Raw genomic sequence first — 17,857 nt, forward strand, 5'->3', positions numbered from 1 at the left:
AAGTTTTGAAGGTCCTACTGATCAAAATAATGATGGCATTATCAATAACAAAGATCTTCTCAAGGTATTAGAGGATACTATAAAAACTTTCAATGAAATCTTTAGAATAAAGAAGAAAGATAACAATCCATTTTTAGTACATAAGAACGTTGCTAACTTCATATTATCCCTGTTTGAGATAAGGAAAGCTACTAAAAGTATTCAAGTGCTAGTATGATGTTCATATATTAGGTGGTGGTATCACACAATCTTCTAATAACGAATTATATTAGTAGCATATATTCCTACGCTGAAAACGGCAGAAATAATAGCGATTTTATTCCATGATGGAGGAGTTAACCATTATATTATAATTATGTTATTAAGTATCAATTTATCCATCTGTTGACATCCTGCTTGACTTCTAACTTAGGTCTCGGTAAAATATTAATGGAAGCTGTTTAGCAGAGTATGCTGCACAACTAACAGAAGGGAAAGAACTTACTGATTTTGCAAAATTAGCTAGTGATAAATAAGTACAAAAGTCTTACTCTAGAGGAGATAATTAAAAAACTATTAATCACTACAATAAGTGTAGCAGTTTTGTATATATCGAAAAAGTTTATTTAAATTTCATTGATAGTTTGCTTTGTGCGGTAGCGAAAGATAAGAAAACTCTGAATGGTCATTTTTATTTTGAGAAAATGATACAAAAGGTTTATCAAAGTAAAGTAGAGAAAAACTAAAAAGGAAAAGGTAATTCTAACATAGCCAAAACCAACTTAAACGCTGAAGATAAGTCTGTCAGACTAAACTATGCTTAACTTGAGCAATAGAAGTAGTTAATGAAGAGGACAAAGTGCAGTTTTATATTTTAAAATGGTAAGTTGAAGATAGAGCTAAAGTTTATTTACTGATTTAGTTCATGGTTTAGAATCACTTAAAAACCAGTAATATTAAAACAAAATGAAGAGCAAAAATAAGTAGTGTTAAAAGACACAATCTTGAAGAGAGAAAAAAATGCTGATTAAGTCTTAGAAGGAAAGTATAAGGTAAGTGTTGTAATAGATTTTATAATGATACAAAAGCCTTGTATGATGAGCTAAAGAAGTGAGAAGCAGTTTGTGTTAAAGTTTTGGTATAAGCTTGCTGTATGTAACAAATTATAGATTGGTACTTTGTCGGAGGACAAGTATTGTTCTGAAAACAGTAAATTTATAATCTATAATGATGAATGTAAAAAGTTTATAGTGTCATTTGAAGATAAAGCGTTTATTAAGATAATGATGAGTAATAACAACTATAGCTTATGCTATATACTAATGATAATAGCAAAATAGTAAGTAGTATTAGTAAAATAGATAATCTAAATCATGAATTGTTATTAGTTAAGTTATTTTAATTTAGAAGAGAATAATATTGCGTTATCGAACTAATATTTGGGGAATGTAACCTTTATCTGAAGAATGACTTAGTAAAAATGTTTGATTGTATAAGTAGCTTGATTTATCATGAGTATAGTTTAATCTAATAAATGTATAAAGGGTTGCTGCATTGAAGCAGCAACCCTTTATACATTNATTAGATTAAACCAAGCATAAGTTCCATAGAAACAAACATTTCTTTGCTATTAGCAAGAACTATAATGATGTAACACTGCCTTACGTATTGCTAATCCAAACTCTACCTGCTGCAAAATAACATAATCTACTATATCACTACTAATTTCAACCCCTCTATTTATCGGTCCTGGATGCATAATAATCGCATCTGGTTTTGCATACAATAATTTCTGTGAATCAAGGCCATATAAATAAAAATACTCTCTCTCTGAAGAAATAAAACAACCATTACCCATACGTTCCTTCTGCAACCTTAAAAGCATAATCACATCAGCATCTTTTATACCTTCAATCAATGAATAATAGATTGAATCTACCTCAGGGAAATATCTACAAATTAAAGTTGGCGGTGCAATCAAGCATATTTTCGCCCCAAACATTTTTAGCAATCTTATATTCGATCTTGCAACTCTACTATGCAAAATATCTCCACATATTATAATTTTAAGGCCTCTTATCTGATTTTTATGACTGCTAATAACAAAACAATCAGCAAGAGCCTGAGTTGGGTGTTCACCACTCCCATTACCAGCATTAATTAGTGAACAGTTAATGTACTGAGCTAGCACATTAATAATACCACTATTTTTCTGTCTGATTATTACATAATCAGGATTCATTGCATTTAATGTTTTCACCATATCCTTTAAATCTTCTCCCTTATTAATAGAAGAAGACTTTATTGGTAAGGTCACAACATTTGCCCCAAGGCTTTTTGCTGCTATTTCAAAGGATGCAAGTGTACGTGTTGAGTCTTCAAAGAATAAATTTATTACTATTTTATTTTGTAAAATATGGCAACCTGCAGCTTTATTTTTCAGGTATTGATCGGCTAACTTAAATATATTTTCTACATCACTGATTGTAAGATCCCGTACACTCAGCAAATTCTTTTTATTGACCATAGTTTCTTCTTAAGACACAATTTTAATCAAACCTATTTTACTTTCTCATTACTTATTTTCAACAAGCCTCTTCACAAAAACTACAGCTTAATTCACAGTCATTGTACTAAAATAAAAACTAGTATTAACTGATAATCAGTACTCTAATTTTATTAGAGTTAACATATTAATAATAAAATAAGATTAAGAATTGTTACTGAAGCTGAAGAAAAAGGTGGTAAAGCCGAGATTAAAGGACAAAACTCTAGATTACTACCATAAAGAACAGCGTTCATAGTTGCTGCTTTGCTAGCCCCAAGTATTACTGCTATTGTACAGCTACTAAAGTTTTAGGATATAATAATTATAAAAAGAATAATAGAATCAAAAACTCTACCTTTAATAATAAACCTGACATATTTAATAACAAGAAAACAAAAAATAAAACCAAATGTTTAGAAAAGCTCTTACCTTAAGCTAGCTTTCTTGCAAAGAAAATTGGCGTTATTGCAATTAGCTCCTAACTTAGGTAACCAATTAGTGATATGACTCTGATTTGCCTCATTATACTTGTCAGCGGCATAAAACACTAGATGTAGGAAAATAGGTAATAGATAAGATAAAAACCTTTAAGAAAGAAGTGAAAATAGAAAAGCCAACTAGCGAAAGAGGAATTCCAAACTAAAGAAGCTGTAGAAGAAAACACCGGTCAAATGTTAAACCCAGAGAAAAACAAAAATTTTCCCTGTAACCGAAAGACTTGTACAAGAAAACTCAATGGACAAGAAACAAAATATTCAAAGAGAAATTAATAATGCAGATTCTCACTCCAGAGGGTTACCAAACGCTAAGTATTACTTCCATTTACACTCGTCAGCTATCATGACAGCTTCAAGCAGATGTTCCTCAAGTTTACTGAGAGGTAGGTTACTTTGTAAATAAGTTCCCCAAGATTGCAATATATCAGAANTTTCAACATCTTCAACAATAGGATACTCTTGATTTTTTTTAGCGTATAGTTCTTGAGCTTGCTTGCTTATCAAAAATTCCAGTAAAGCTATAGCATTTTCCCTGTTTTTTGCATTTTTTGTTACTGCTGCACCACTAATATTTACCATCACACCATTATTATCTTGATTAGGAAAAAAAACCCCTAATTTATCTGCGATATTCTTTTCATGCGTATCTTTAGATGAAAAGATTCTTGCAAAGTAATAGCTATTTACTATTGCAACATCTCCTTCACCAGCAGCTACAGCATAAATCTGATCAGTATCACCACCACTTGGTTTTCTTGCCATATTACTCACAATTCCATTAACCCATTTTTTTGTTCTCTCAAAACCATCGTTTGCAATCATAAAAGCAATCAATGACCTATTATATGGACTTGTGGAAGAGCGTACTAATATTTTCCCTTTCCATTTTTCATTCGCTAAATCTTCATAAGTACTTAATTCTCTAGGATCTACTAATGCTTTGTTATAAACTAATATTCTAGTTCTTTTTGTAAGACCAAACCAATAATTTTCACTATCTCTAAATTTTGCGGGTATAGCACTTTTTAAAATTTCTGAATCTACTTGAGATAAAAGCCCTCCTTTTTTTGTTAAAATCAAATTTACCGCATCTGCAGTTAAAAGTAAATCAGCTTCACCACCATTCTCCATGCGCGAAAGCAGCTGAGAATAATCAGCTATAACATAACGCACCTTAATACCTGTGTTCTTTGTGAACTCATCAAATAAAGTACGTACCAATTCCTCTTTACGTGATGAATAAACGTTTACTACTTGTGAGTCGTCATTTCCACCATTTTTATATAAAAAAGTAACAACTATTAACATAACTGCCACTAAGGATGTCAATACTAAAGCTTTTTTCATATTGAATGCACGATCATTTCCTACAACTAAAGGTACCTAAAGAGCAAAACCTTAGCAAGCGTAAAATTTATTCAGCAACAACAATATTGATATTCCTTAATTTTAGGGCATCAATATTATACAGAGAATTTATCTTATCCACCAATACTATAAATAGTATCCGGATAATTGTGAGACTGAACTACAAATTACTTAAGTATTAAGCTGCTGCTACATTTAGCGTCTCTACTGTAAATCTCTCCAAGAACTTTTGTTCTTTTCTTGCTTGACTTTCTTAATGAATTTCTCACTATCCTTTTTAAGATCAATCTTTTCCTGAGAACATATAAAGTTAGTACAATTTGCTTTGTTATAGCAATGTACGCCAAGGCACATAATTAATAATGCAAGTACACCCAAGCTTATAAAGTAATGATAACTACACACTACAATTCGAATAATCCTGACAAAATTTTTATACATTATTAACACCATTTATTACAAGCAGCTCCTAAAAAAAGCACTATATTTACAGCAACTACATTAGTTACAATACAATAAATAGTAGTTCATCATTGACTACTAATCCTGCTTTGTTAGTTCTGTAATCATTTTTTCATCAATGTTAATGAAACCACTTTTAGCTTTCTAAGTGCAAAATTTGAATGAGTACCATTGCTATATTCCAGTCTCACAGATTTCATATCTTTACCTTCCGACTAATATTTTAATACTCTAGCTAAAATCTCATCCGCACTTTTTCCTTATGACTGACATTCGTGTTTCTAAATTGTTTTATTACACAAAATATTGAAATAATTGTAAGCAATAAAGCAAACACAATAACTGATATAGTAATATATTTTTGGCTATTCATAAAAAACACAATAAATTTTGCTTTATCTTTCATATACACTAAAGCTGTAGGTATACCAAATATAGTAACTCTTGTCTAGAAATTATAAATCCCTTCTGCTGAATAGAATATTTCACTCTTGAACAGATTTTGTTTGTTTTCTTGCTTGAGTTGATTAAAAGAGTTGTTTAGTCTGCTTTACTACTTCCAATATCAAAGTTGTCTTTCAATGCAAAAAGAGTTGGAAGTTTTGGATTACCGAACTTGTTATTAAGCAATCTTCTGATGCTTTATTGCCATTTTAAGGTGAGCTATATATTCTCCTTCAGAAGCACACTTTTCCAAGATATAACATACTTACCTATCAGATATCTTGATATTTTTTGCCCTTCATCCTCAGAGCTTGATTCATCAAACGGATTTACAAATTGTAGATTTCACTTCCATCACCTTTTTGGAAAACTCTCGTTAGATGCTGATTTAGTTCATTGTGTTATCTTGCATCTTTGCCTACTTGCTTGTAAGAAGTTGATATCATTATTGGTCCTTTTTGCATACTACTCTCCGAAATTAATTACACTGCTGTATTAACTATATTATATCTATTAAAATATAATAGATACTAATTTAAACTTAAATATAAAAAATTTAGTATAAGAACTGCTTATTAAAGATCCTTTCATCTAATGAATAATCCTCGTCAAAAAGTAGAGTGATCGTGTTTTCATGGTCTTTCTGCATTTTTATTTGTGATACATTATGAAACTCCTTATAATCTGACACTACAAGTACCGGACGATTTTCTACATCGTTAACGTCAACTTGTACTATTGCATCATTTGAAATTAATGCCCCGTTCCAATGTCTTGGATAGTAACTATTGATAGAAGTTAATGCAAGTAAATTTGAGTTTAGTGGTAAAATTGGTCCGCCGGCAGAGAAATTATATGCAGTGCTACCTGTTGGAGTAGACAATATTATTCCATCACCTCTAAATTTTTCTATTTTTAGCTTACCATTTATAGTAATATTCATTTCTACCATTTGGTTTGCTTTTCTAAAGACATATACTTCATTCACTGCTATACAACGGTAACTATTACCGCTTATATCTATGGCTTCCATTTTTAGCAAAGTTAATTGAGCTGAAGTTGCGTACTCTATATGACCAATTAAATCTTCAATGTAACCAAAACACTTATTCATTAAAAACCCGACATTGCCAGTATTTGTCCCGTACACATGCACACTCTTATTTTCTATAACGTAATTATGTAAGGTACGTAGCATAAAACCATCACCACCAACAACTATCAGTAAATCAACTTCAAACTTACTTTTTTCTGTTATATTAACAAAATCAAGCTTCTGTAATAGTTTAGATACTTTTTGTGATTTTGGTGATAGAGAAGCAATATAGCCTATATTTTTGTATCTATGCATGCTTCAGTCAATCCTCCAAAACAGGAGAAAATTAAAAAATATCTCCATATTTATCGTTAAACTTAGCTATTTTGCTAGTTTTGCTTGCCGATCCGCTTGCTAAACTTCTAGTCCATGCAGGGTGGGTTAGAGGATCTCTATCGAGTCTTATCTTATCACCTTCCTTACCATAAGTGGAACGAGTTTCAAATTCTTGACCGTCTGTTGTAACTATAGTAACTTTATGATAATCAATTTCCATCATTGTGCTTACAAGCTTTCAGTTTGTTAATATTCTAGTGAATTAAATTCACTAAGTCAATTATTATTTTAATAATATTGACAAAAACCAAACAATATAGTCTTCTTGATGAAGAATAAATAATAATTACTATGATTTTTGCCTTCCCCGGTCAGGGCTCTCAATTTATAGGAATGGGAAAGAGCTTATATAGTCGATTTCCCGTTGCAAGACAGGTATTTAATGAAGTAGATAATATACTAAACAAAAAGTTATCCAATTTAATTTTTAACGGCCCTATTGAAGAATTAACCATTACAGAAAATGCTCAACCAGCTATAATGGCAGTGTCAATTGCAACATTACGTACTATGGAATACGTTCTTGGTAAGTCCCTCTTCTCTAGTCACGATGCTAAATATATTTGTGGACATTCAGTCGGCGAGTATACAGCATTGTGTGCTGCAGGTGCATTAACTCTCGAGTCTGCAATCAAGTTGCTTAAAGTCCGTAGCAAAGCAATGCACAATGCTTCATTGAAATGCCAAGGAGGAATGGTCGCATTATTAGGTGCAGAAATAAATGAAATAGAAGATATATTAAAATCAGCCCAAATTGACGGAATCTGTGAAATTGCTAATGATAATGGTGGTAGACAAGTAGTAGTGAGTGGCACTACAGAAGCTCTTGAAATATTACCTGATTTATTTAAAAATACAAGTGTAAAAAAATTAATTAAGTTACAAGTTAGTGGGCCTTTTCATTCATCTCTTATGAAACCTGCTAATGAAAAATTTTTAAAATTCTTAAAGAACGTCAAAATAACTCGGCCTTTAATTCCCTTTGTATCAAATGTTACAGCCAAAGAAGAGAGTAATCCCAAAGATATAAAAGTTTTACTTGCTAAACAAATAATAAGTAAAGTGAGATGGAAAGAGATGATTTTATACATGTCAAGCCAAGGCATCAACAAATTCATTGAAATTGGACCCAATAAGGTTTTATCTAATTTAGTGAAAAGGATTGATCAATCTATCAACACAAAAAATATAAATAGTATTGATGATATTAACAATTTTTTCGATAGGTCATTATTAACAGATGAAAATTTAGAAGTTAGTTTAAGTCAAACCTCATCTTAGTTAAAATAACAGAGAATGATATAAAAATTATACAATCAACGAATTTCCTGTCATTTTATCTGTTTTTTTTATCCCAAGTAGCTGTAAAACAGTAGGAGCGACATCAGATAATCGACCATCTTTCAGCATTAGGTTGCTGCGAGAATCAGAGCATACAATAAATGGAACTCTATTTAGAGTGTGTGCTGTATGAGGTGTATTGTTCTTTTCATCAAATATACACTCAACATTACCGTGATCTGCTGTAATAATAAGCACAGTATTACCTACTTTTTTAACAGCATTGAGTACTCTTGCGAGGCAATTGTCTACTGCTAGGACAGCTTTCTCAGCTGCCTTCATATTGCCTGTATGTCCTATCATATCAGGATTAGCATAATTTGCAACTATTAGTGCAAATTCTTGAGAATGAATTTTTTCTACAAGTTTTTCTGTAAGCTGAAAAGCTGACATTTCAGGCTGCAAATCATAAGTTCTAACTTTTGGTGAAGGGATGAGAATTCTTTCTTCACCAGGAAAAGGTTTTTCTTTCCTACAATTGAAGAAGAAAGTTACATGAGCATACTTCTCAGTTTCGGCAATACGCAATTGCCGCAATTTATTATCTTCTATTATTTGTCCTAAAGTATCAGTAAAAGATGTAGCAGGAAAAAGACAAGGAATCTGAAAATCTTCTTTATATTCCATCATACTTAAAATAGGAGAGAATTTTGCTACTTTGCTGTAACCCGTTTTACCAAGTAAAATACTTGCTAACTGTATCATTCGATCAGCACGAAAGTTAGCCATTAACACTCCATCCTCTAGCTTTATACCTTGATAACCACCTATCACTGTAGGTTTAATAAACTCATCAGCTATGCTGCTTCGGTAGTTATTATCAATCAACGATATCACATCATTATGACGCGGTGCCTTTGTAAATGCGATAGCTTCATAAGCTTCAACTGTCCTTTCCCACCTATTGTCACGGTCCATAGCATAATAACGCCCAGAGATAGTAGCAATTTCTATATCATAGCCTTTTACACTTTCTTCAAATTCTTGAATGCATTTTTTTCCTGAATTTGGCAGCGTATCTCTGCCATCTAGAAATGCATGTATCATCACTTTGATACTATACTGCGATATTTTACTGGCTAAAGCTGCAATGTGTTTTTGATGTGAATGGACACCACCATCTGACACCAATCCCATTATATGACACACACCATTCTTATCTTTTAGGCTATTAATAAAGTTTTGCAGATTTACATTGCTTTCTATTGTCCCAATTTCTTGATTAATACGCTGTAGGCTTTGTATCTCCATTCTGCCACCGCCAATGTTTATATGGCCAACTTCTGAGTTACCTATTTGGCCATCTGGTAACCCAACATCAATGCCACAGGCAGATAAACTGCATTTCGGATAATTAGAGCTAATATGTTGCCAACAGGGTGGATCAGCATTGCTAATAGCATTGTGTTTGCTATTCTCTATTCCATTCCCCCAGCCATCCAATATACATAAAACGACTGATTTAAAGTTCATACAAAATTATCACATTAATAACGTGAATCCTNNATAAATATAACGTTCTCTAATAATACTAAAAACAAATTCTCCTAACAACCTCTACATTTATGATATCAAATTTCTCATATAAGACCGTATAACAAATTTCTAGTAGAATACCCAAGCATACGCAAACCTTCAGAAACGAAAAACTCGAAAAATTACTTGACAAACTTTTACTATCCCCTTACCTTAACCCTAGATTGTTTTATTACCTTCAGTCTATACAAATTAAGCAACGAAAGTACCACGGCAGTTTGCTTCTTATGTCTAATTTTTCGCGTTACATGTACCTCATNTTTTTACAACATATCCAGGTTGTTTTTACTCATGTAAGCTAGAAGCGCTTACAAAGCATTCAAGATAATAAGAGCATCAGTTTATATGGTGTTAGATAGAGATAGTGAATAACTAGCTGCCATGAAACCTCTTTTACTCTTTCTTCTACTTAGTAAATTTTTAAACCTCTATAACTAATCGAATTAAAAAACAACTGAATTACGGTTGTTAAACGTTTAAAACATAAAAAAACACTAATGTTTTTGAATAGATATTAATTGAAACCTTTTCTACCTTTTCTTGCACAGTACAGATTTCTCAACATTTAAGCTAAAGATTAGTTGCAACTCCTTAATTTACGATATAGCAATCACCCCCAATTAATACACAGAAAATTATGTAAAAGCTCGTGAAGTCTCTTGTTCTGTAACCTTGATAATTNTTATCCATATGAATAGTTGAAAAACTACAAAAGTCCAGCGCAGCCATATTTCTTGATAAACAGAATTAGGGATTATACCTGTCCTTTTATTAGAAATAATTCATACATAAGTACACTGACAGAAGTAAGCAACATAGCTACTAAAATTATAATAAAGAATATGTATTATTATGGTTAACAAATTAAATTTTAGACTATTGAGAAAACTGGATAACCACTACTGTAAAAGCCATAAATGCAAACTTCATGATTTCTTCTCTTCCTATCTTACCAGAAAATATTATAAATAATATAGTCAACTCCAGAGCGCAATTTTAACTCAATATTCTCACTATGTGACTAAAATAAGTATACTACCGTTGATATAAGCACATTAAAAATACTAGGATAAATTTCCAACTATATCGAGCCTTATTAAGGATAAAAAAGGTTTCTTACAGCTGTCAACAACTATTTTAATGACAATTAAGTTTTGACACTTTCGAACTTTAATCAAATATATATTCGTACATAAGCTAATTAAACTGCTAAGCTGAAAACACAAGGTAAACACCACTCTCCTCAAATATTCAAAATTAGATATTTTCTTGTATACAAGTACCGTTATAAGACTTAATATTAAACCAAGAATTGCGCTTAGTACCTCAATGTTACCAAATAACCTCTTTTTATTTTATGAACATGCTCTATTAAAAACGTGGCGCCTCTTGCTCCTCCCTCAAGAAATATACCTTAGTAATAACTTAAACATGCCGCTAACATTAACATAAGCATTCCGAAATTTTAATATCTTAGTATAAAAATAATTAATATAATTGAAAGCAGTAAAGCAACTTTTTTTCTATTCTTAATAGCCAAATATAGAAGAAGCTCCTATTAAATAAAATTCACTGGAAATACTCCAAAGGCTTTCAATCGATAACTAATTGATCATCTAAATAAAAAACATATTATCAATTATGCTCATCAGGTGACCAAAAAAGTACGTGATCATATCACAATAAAGTATTATAGGCTAAACTTAAAAATATTATTTTCATTATTTGCTGCATCAGCTTTTCACAATTTATTTAATATAATAATAATTTATTTTATAAATATAAATACTATACTAATAATAGTATCTAGCTAAATTCTAGCATTTTTATATAGTTGACTATATCAAGTATTTTGATACCATACATTTCACACTACTTAAGTGAGAAAGTTATCTTCACTTTCCTACACAAAAGCTTTCAATAAAGTGCTATGACACACATACCGGTTTTACTAAAAGAAATGCTATCGCAACTTTCACCACAAAATGGTGGTGTATATGTAGATGCTACATTTGGAGCTGGAGGATATAGTAAAGCAATATTGGAGTCAGCTGATTGCAAAGTGTATGCAATTGATAGAGATGAAACGGTTATTAAATTTTACAATAGTTTGAATACCAAGTACTATGGTAAAATAAAATTATTCATTGAAAAGTTTAGCAATATTCAAACTATACTAAATAGTAGTAATCTCAAACACTTTACAGAACCTTCCGTCGTTGTTTCAGCTGGAATTCAGAAAAAAAATGTACGGTCAAGCACCGAGATGATACAAAGTAATACCGTAGATGGAGTTGTGTTCGATATAGGGGTATCGTCTATGCAGCTTAATGAAGAAAATAGAGGATTTTCATTTTTACATAACAGTCCACTTGATATGCGCATGGATATCTCTTCTCACATTAATGCTTCAATATTTGTTAATGTCTTACGCGAAGAAGAAATTGCAAACACTATATACAGCTATGGAGGTGAACGTTATTCTCGCAAAATTGCAAGAGCAATAGTGAACATACGTAAGAAAAAAACTATCAACACTACATTTGAGCTTGCAGACATTGTACGTTCTGTGGTATCTCGCGGAAAAAGCAAGATTGATCCTGCAACTAGGACATTTCAAGCAATCAGAATATGGGTAAACGATGAGCTTAGAGAGCTTGAAAAGGGTATTAAAGCTGCATCCAAAATCTTAAATAAGAATGGCAAGCTGATTGTCATTACTTTTCATTCCTTGGAAGATCGTATAGTCAAGACCTTTTTTAAAGGCTTATGTGAGCCAAAATTTACCAACTGTAGAACGTTTTCTCTTCTGAATAAAAAAGTAATCAAGGCAAGCGCAGAAGAAATAAGTGCAAATCCACGTGCGCGTTCAGCAAAACTAAGAGCCATACAGAGGTTATTATGAAAACTTTCTATATCATCCTCAATAGTGATACTTTTTCAATGTTATAAAACTATTTAAAGTAAAACTACACGTCTAATTATTAAACAAGGATCTAACAGAAATAAAATATGAAATTAACTTAATGCAAAGCAATATAAAAGTCTTATAAGTAAAATATAATTATTTAAGTAATATCCATTAAGAGACATTTAAAAAGCAATTCTTTGATACTAATTAGTTAAAAATTTTAATTTTTTTTTAAATCGTAGTGTGTTAGAGCACAACTTTAAAAAAGCGATTGAAGATTCTACAATAAAGCTATAGTTAAATATAAGATAAGTCTTCTAGCATAGTTTTAGTTTTTCTATATCTTTTATCTTTTTTCTGCATTTGATTATAGTCCTAAAAATAAAAAGCAACTCCAGAAGTGTTAAGTTTAAAGCTAAATGCAAGAAACTTTGTATTTACTGTGTAGCTCTTCGTTCTGTTAACAAACAGATCTATTACAGAGTGGACATTTTTGTATTTTACGTTAAGGTCTGCTTCTTATTTCTATTAACAGCTGAGCTGTATCAAAATAATCCTTTTAAACGGCAAGACGTAGAAGTGTATGCCTCTGTTGCTCATAGATATTCATATTGAATCCAACTTCCAATAATATTCTTACAATTTTTATATGAACTTTTTTTTAAAAGCTAGTAGTAAAGGAGTCCAGTTACATTTAGTTACAGCATTAACATTCACTTTTAAGTTTAAATAAGAGCTTAACTACTTTAGTGTCATTATTATAATTAGCTTTATGTAACTGGGCATATACCATCAAAATCTTGATCGTTTGCTTCTATTTCCTTTAAAACAAAAAATACTACCATTTTTCTATTATTAAGATCAATAGTATATCTAATGAACCAAAAGCACAGTTATTTTCTGCACAGATAAATCTTTTTAAGTTAGTTTTTGCTTGCTGTTNTTTTTACAATAAGTCTCATTATTTGCACTTTATTATCATATCCTGCTAGAAAAGGTTAAGATATTATTTTCTGCATCTTTTGCTCCTTACATTTTTGTAACCTTTTCTTTAACATCTCTTTCACTAATTTCTGCGTCTTTTGAGATTAGGAAATTTATTAATTCCTTATCGTCTTGCAACGTAGCAAGGCATGGTAGAACAAACCCGTTTCTATTTTTGAAATTAATTACTAATTAATCAACAAGAGATTTAGTGTTTTCTTGCACTCATACATAACAGCATAATACAATCAACTCTTATTTTCACTACCTACAATTGACATTAAAATCATCTTCATATGCTCTAGCAATGACTTCACTCTAACCATACATATCACCTTCTTTTATAAAAATTTATGAAAAAAAGCGACTTAATTTATACCTTTTGAACTAATATTAAATCCACTTTCGACTAATTGATTNATGTTTTCCTATGCGCCATACCATCTGAATTAAACCACTTTAGTATCAACAATACTCCACTTAGATTAAGTTTAAGTAAACCAGTGAGAAAAATGTATCATACTAAAGCATCACACACGGTTGTACGAGTACTCTTCATTAAAGAATAGTACCACTCCAAGCCGGAGCTTGATAAATATTGCTATAAAATTCAAGAAAATACCATAAAAGTAGCTGATGCCTATATTTTATTACAACACTAGACAACTCAAAATTAAAAAAGCAGAGTTAAAATTATTTCAAATTTAATGGTTCTCTAAAATCAATTGTATCAGGAAACAACCGCTATCTATAACATAATCATTTATGCCATTAATGCAAACAAGAACTAGGCGACATTGAAAATACCTTTTGAGCACTTTAATTCATCTATCTTCTCTTGCACCTCTTACATTACTAAACAGTCAGTTTTATTTTTTAAAATTTGACACTTCGGTACCTGTCTTTCTCCAACAAAATAAATTTTTTCTTACTTTCCATCAATTCCCAATATATTATAATATGTGCTCTTTCTATTGCTAAGCCGCCAAGAGGCTCTCAAACTAAAGTCTGGTGGCTGTATATACCTTCAATAGGAGGTAAATAATCTAATAAAATAGGTACAAGGTTAATTTTCCCTAGATTTTTTTAAATATATTTTAGATAAAGTTTTAAATAATTATCTTTAAGTCTATATCTCTTCAATCATGAATCAGCACCAGTCTTTATACTCTAAGTGTAATCCTTTGCAACAAAACCAGCAAACTCGAGCTTATGTAGATACTTAAAAATGTATCCATATTTTGCAATATCTAAAGCAGCACAAATTTTTCCTGTTCTTCAGCCCAAGGTAAAAGATTTCTGAGCACCTGCTTATAAAAAGAGTTTTTACATGAATAAACCCAAGAATATTTGATTAAATTTCTCAACTAAAAGCCTATCTCTTGTAAAATAAAGGTTTTCGATATCTTTCCTCAGAACTATATTTAAAATATCCCCTTCTAACCACTTCAGAATTCTGCCGATTACTATCAATGCCTTAAATTTTCCATATGCTAAAATATTTTTAGTCAAAATTTACTGCAACTAGAAAGTGATAAACTCCTCAAACGTTAAAATTAATCATACTCTTCCCTACGAAATTAGCACTACTGAATATATTCTTTTCAAGACAAGACGATGCAGATCCACAAACAACAAAAATTAGCTTATTTATTTTTCAGCTATGTATTTCACAAATACTTCATTCTTCTTAGAAAAGTTAAATTTTTAAAAAAAAGATCATGAAAAACTTCACTAAAATAGTATAATAACATTATATCCAGCAATAAACACTTACAACTACTCATAGCAAATCACTTTAGTCACATACCCTGTAAAAGATACATTAAATTGTCTAGCAATTTGCTTAGAAAATTCATTAGCTAACGAGACATCATAGTATGCCATACTAGTTCTGATGGCAAACCTATAATGAGTAACATTGTTCAAAATGCTTACTAAACTCTTGAAATAAACGACTTTCTTCTATACTATGTTTCTTCTTTGACTACTATAAAAGATATAACATTCTTTTCTGCATCTCTAACAATTCCTTTAATTTAACTTGTCTGCTAACAACATAAAATATAGATCTTTGTTTCGCATAATACTAAAATATCAATATCATAGCTTTCTTCATAATAAATCCAGCTTTCACTATTATTTATAACTCACCTTCACACAATATTGACCATCCCTAAAAAAGAATCTAACATTCTTCATTCCTTGATCACGAAGCTTCGATGCAACTGATTTAGCAGCTTGAATATTTTCAAAATATGCGATATATCCTTTACTTTCTACATTGTCTTGTTTTGGATGACGTTTTTGCATTTCTTTCTCATACTGCTTTCTATAATGAGGAGTCTTTTGTACTAATCGTTCAGACATCTTTCTTAAATATTGAACTCTTACTTTTGTCAGTCCAGATTTATGAAACCCTAAAATTTTTGCTGCTTTTTCCGATAGATCTATTAACCTACCTTCAACAAAGGGCCCTCTATCGTTAACCCTTACAACAAGTTTTCTTCCATTTTTTAAGTTAGTAACAAGAATAAAACATGGTAAAGGCAGAGTTCTATGTGCTGCAGAAATCAAGTGACGGTTAAACACTTCACCGTTTGCTGTAATTGTACCATGGCCTTCTATTCCGTACCATGATGCTATCCCCACCTCTTCGTAATGGTTACAGTGTTCTGGATGATAAGTTACACCATTTATTGTGTAGCTATTACCGATTTTATAGTGACCTGCAGTGCTATTGCACCTGCTGCTAAGACCACAACTACTTACTAAAACAAATATTAGACACAGCAAAACTAGGTTTTTAATCATTACATTCAGTGAAAAGGCTTAATTACTATAGTATTTTAAATTAAACTATAATAGATTTAGTAATAAGTAAACTTTTACATTAAATATGAACGATACTCGAAAAGAAACAATATACCTAATTGGCATAGGAGGAATTGGAATGAGCGCAATCGCTGAAATCCTTCACAATTCCAACTATAAGGTTCAAGGCAGTGATGTACGATCAAACGCCAATGTAGATAGGTTACAAAAGTTAGGCATAGAGATCTATATTGGTCATAATGCTAATAATATCAAGCAAGCTCAAGTGNTCGTATATTCTTCTGCAATAAAATCTGATAATATTGAATTAGTTACAGCAAAAGATACCAACAAAATCATTTTGCATAGGTCAGATATACTTGCTGAAATTATGAAAGATAAATATGTAATAGCAGTTTCAGGCTCAAGTGGAAAGACAACAACAACTGCTATGATTGCTTCCATTTTGGATTACTCCAGTGAACCACTTCCCGCTATCCAAATAGCTGATACTAGTAGCAAAAAAAAAGATTTAGATTCTAGCGTCACGCTCCAGAATAACACCATCATAGGAATTGATGCAACCGTAATTGTAGGAGGCATATTAAACTCCTATCAGAGTAACTTAAAACTTGGAAAGAGTGACATTTTTTTAATCGAAGCTGATGAGTCTGATGGAACTATGCTAAAAATTCCTGCAAATATTGCCATCATAACGAGTATCAATAACGACCACATAGAATATTATGGAACATTTAGTAACCTCAAAAATGCATTTTTTCAATTTACAAATAAAGCAGATTTTGCAATTCTACCTGATTCCGTAAGCATTGATCATGATGCAAGTAATTCTATAACGTTTGGGCTTGAAGGTGGTAATATTAAAGCTAGCAACATTAAGCAGTATGCTAACAGTATTAGGTTCGATGTGTTAGTTGATAATAACCATAGAATAAAAAATGTGGTACTATCAAATGCAATAGGAATGCATAAAATCAGCAACGCCTTAGCTGCAATATCCACTGCAATAAAACTAGGAATCGGTGATAAAGAGATTAAAAAAGGTCTCTTGGAATTTAAAGGAGTAGCAAGAAGATTTTCTTTAATTGCTAATGTCAAAGGCCTCAAATTAATTGAGGATTATGCGCATCATCCTAATGAAATACAAGCAACTCTGACAGCAGCGCGTTTAATCGCTAAAGAAAAAGTGATAGGAGTCATCGAGCTATTTCGTTTTGTTCGTATTCATAATTTTTTTGATGAATTTATACGGATTTTGATGATGTTCGACTATATCATCCTTACCCCTATCCATCCTCTAGAAGATAAACCCATTCCTGGTTGCAGGATCGACGATATACAAAAAGCTCTATTAAGCAACGGGTTTAATAGTGTAAAGACTGCGAATGATGCTTTGCTCATTTCACATCTTATTAGTAATTTGACAAATTCAGGCGATGTAGTACTATTTATCGGTCCTAGCAACAACATAGCTAAACTAGCAAGAGAAACTACAACACTCATGTCAGAAAAATAAAGGT

9 protein-coding genes and 1 pseudogene are annotated in these 17,857 nt (G+C 31.3%); 3 read left to right on the forward strand and 7 right to left on the reverse strand.

Annotated elements, in window-relative coordinates:
- Positions 1–1,609 precede the first annotated feature (1,609 nt).
- The 5 genes from HSX44_RS03785 to rpmE form a co-directional block, all read right to left on the reverse strand.
- A complete protein-coding gene (locus tag HSX44_RS03785) occupies positions 1,610–2,506 on the reverse strand; it encodes an aspartate carbamoyltransferase catalytic subunit (RefSeq protein ID WP_275602369.1) in 897 nt (298 codons plus the stop codon).
- Between the two features lie 833 nt (positions 2,507–3,339).
- Positions 3,340–4,371 (reverse strand): extracellular solute-binding protein, encoded by a 1,032-nt coding sequence (locus HSX44_RS03790; protein WP_275602370.1) that lies wholly within the window; start codon positions 4,369–4,371, stop codon positions 3,340–3,342.
- A gap of 718 nt (positions 4,372–5,089) precedes the next feature.
- On the reverse strand, positions 5,090–5,260 hold the full coding sequence (locus HSX44_RS03795; RefSeq protein WP_275602371.1) for a hypothetical protein: 171 nt from the start codon (positions 5,258–5,260) through the stop codon (positions 5,090–5,092).
- A gap of 594 nt (positions 5,261–5,854) precedes the next feature.
- Positions 5,855–6,649 carry an NAD kinase gene (locus tag HSX44_RS03800; RefSeq protein ID WP_275602372.1) on the reverse strand — a complete coding sequence of 265 codons (795 nt, stop codon included), beginning with the start codon at positions 6,647–6,649 and terminating at the stop codon, positions 5,855–5,857.
- Positions 6,650–6,680: 31 nt separating this feature from the next.
- Positions 6,681–6,893: a 50S ribosomal protein L31 gene (gene rpmE / locus HSX44_RS03805; protein ID WP_275602373.1), complete on the reverse strand. Its 213-nt coding sequence runs from the start codon at positions 6,891–6,893 to the stop codon at positions 6,681–6,683.
- 128 nt (positions 6,894–7,021) lie between these two features.
- On the opposite strand from rpmE, the gene fabD reads away from it, so the two are divergent.
- Complete coding sequence (fabD, locus tag HSX44_RS03810; RefSeq protein WP_275602374.1) at positions 7,022–8,011, forward strand: ACP S-malonyltransferase; 990 nt, start codon at positions 7,022–7,024, stop codon at positions 8,009–8,011.
- Positions 8,012–8,038: 27 nt separating this feature from the next.
- Here fabD and gpmI read toward each other — a convergent pair whose 3' ends face one another.
- Positions 8,039–9,544 carry a 2,3-bisphosphoglycerate-independent phosphoglycerate mutase gene (gene gpmI / locus HSX44_RS03815; RefSeq protein ID WP_275602375.1) on the reverse strand — a complete coding sequence of 502 codons (1,506 nt, stop codon included), beginning with the start codon at positions 9,542–9,544 and terminating at the stop codon, positions 8,039–8,041.
- A 1,993-nt stretch (positions 9,545–11,537) separates the two neighbouring features.
- Here gpmI and rsmH point away from each other — a divergent pair.
- Positions 11,538–12,512 (forward strand): 16S rRNA (cytosine(1402)-N(4))-methyltransferase RsmH, encoded by a 975-nt coding sequence (rsmH, locus tag HSX44_RS03820; RefSeq protein WP_275602376.1) that lies wholly within the window; start codon positions 11,538–11,540, stop codon positions 12,510–12,512.
- A gap of 3,129 nt (positions 12,513–15,641) precedes the next feature.
- Here the strand turns inward: rsmH and HSX44_RS03825 are convergent.
- Positions 15,642–16,316 (reverse strand): septal ring lytic transglycosylase RlpA family protein, encoded by a 675-nt coding sequence (locus tag HSX44_RS03825; protein ID WP_275602377.1) that lies wholly within the window; start codon positions 16,314–16,316, stop codon positions 15,642–15,644.
- A gap of 47 nt (positions 16,317–16,363) precedes the next feature.
- On the opposite strand from HSX44_RS03825, the pseudogene HSX44_RS03830 reads away from it, so the two are divergent.
- Positions 16,364–17,853 (forward strand): annotated as a pseudogene (locus HSX44_RS03830) (UDP-N-acetylmuramate--L-alanine ligase).
- Positions 17,854–17,857 lie beyond the last annotated feature (4 nt).

Source organism: Wolbachia endosymbiont of Onchocerca gibsoni, from assembly GCF_029169405.1.
Classification (GTDB): Bacteria; Pseudomonadota; Alphaproteobacteria; order Rickettsiales; family Anaplasmataceae; genus Wolbachia.